The following is a 1,682-nucleotide window of genomic DNA, read 5'->3' on the forward strand; positions in this document are numbered from 1 at the left end:
ATGATCACCTGCTGGCGCTCCTGTTTGTCTGTGATTACGGGGGGAGAGTCACCAATACTGACTTCGTGGATCCCACTAAAACACAGAAATACCCATCGTGCCGTTGGCTTCTGGGACGGTTTCTTTTTCATGTCAGGGAAGTATTGTTGTCTTTCTTTTAATGACGTTCGGATCCGGTGTTCAAGGGCGGCGTATATCATCAGACTGCACGTCATCACCATGAGCAGCGCTTCAATCCTTTCCGGTTTCTTTAGAAACAGTGAGGATGTCAGGAATTCCGGACTTTTGAGAAAACGAAATCCCCGCTCAACATGTTGCTGGGATTTGTAGGTATCTAACAATGTCTGCATACTGAGTTCCCCGCTACAATCATTGGTTGCGAGGATAAACATCCCAGTTTGCGCCTGAGCTATTCCAACTTTATCCAAACAGGTGGCTATCAGCCCATCGAGTTGGTATTCATAGTATGCTGGCTGTTGTCCTTTTTTGGGGCGACCTTTACCTAAGAACACGGGGTGGGCTATACAGTCAAACTCACTGATGCGGGTTGTTTTTAACGTCTTGCTAAAGACTTTCATTGCCGTCTCGGCATCGGTCTGGCAGGCAAAGCGTTGCTTACACAATTTAATAAATTGCTTGTGCTCTTTTTCACTGCTTTTAAGTAAATTGCGGGCCAGCGTCTGCTGCTCCCGTTTAGTCGCCTGCTCACTGCGCAGAATCAACCATTTCTGTTTCACTCCGGCATAGTCTGCATCCACCCAACAACCGTGGTAACCGTTACCCATGGCAGTGAGACTGGCTTCCGTCACGTTGCTTACGTGCTGCCTGGCGTCTTTGATGGTCATGGGGACTCGTGAAATAAACAATTGGTTCTGTGTTGCCAGGGCAGTGATAGATTCTTCGGTATAAAGCGCCGCATCGGCAACAAAATATCGGCATTGTTGTGCGGCCTTTAAACACTGAATATGGTGACGGGTGACTTCTGCAAAAGCTTTCTGGTCATTCGTATTGCCACTTAAAGCCTGCATATAGACAGGGATACCGGCTTGATTTTCACAAATCAGCTCCAGTATCACCTGGTTTAATTCTGGCCGGTGGTCCCGGCTGTAACCTTTAACCAGCTCAATGCGTTTAGTCTCGCTATCTTGTTCATCAACAGCGTATTCACCATCGACATGAAAACTGGTGATATCCAGGTGCACAGCGTTACTGGCTAACCCCAGAGTGTCGACCACTCGCTCAGCCATGACTTGATATAGCGACGACACGTCTGCTTCATAGAGGGCATCAAGACACCGACCAAGTACATCATCATTCAGGTGCTTGGCCTTTACACCCGGACCAATCAGGCGTTCAGTGGGTTTGTCAGCGAAAAAATCTGCAAACATGTGTAGGGTGCGACTGTGAAAACCCAAACCATTGAGAAGCATGGCGACAAAGGCTTCTCCATGAGTCACCTTATGCTCATTGTTTTTTGGGATAACCGCGTCAATCATCTTAGCGATACCAAGCTCCCGACACATACCGGATACTAAACCAAGATGGTCCATGCGTTTGATAGTTAACCCTGATAGGGAGGAAGTAGAAATAGCCATTTTGCTGCACCCAAAGATGAGTAATAGATCAAAATGGGGGATCGGTGTCAAGAAAAATAAATCAGTTAATTAGGTGCGGAATGACGG

The 1,682-nt window shown here is 47.3% G+C and carries 1 protein-coding gene; it reads right to left on the bottom strand.

Going from position 1 to position 1,682, the window contains the following annotated elements; translation table 11 throughout:
• Nucleotides 1–1,595, bottom strand: a 1,595-nt coding sequence (locus WA381_RS20900; RefSeq protein WP_336172774.1) for an IS1634 family transposase, incomplete at its 3' end; no start/stop codon positions are given.
• Nucleotides 1,596–1,682: the final 87 nt, after the last annotated feature.

The organism is Alteromonas sp. CH_MED4-4 (assembly GCF_037029575.1).
Lineage (GTDB): Bacteria > Pseudomonadota > Gammaproteobacteria > Enterobacterales > Alteromonadaceae > Alteromonas > Alteromonas macleodii.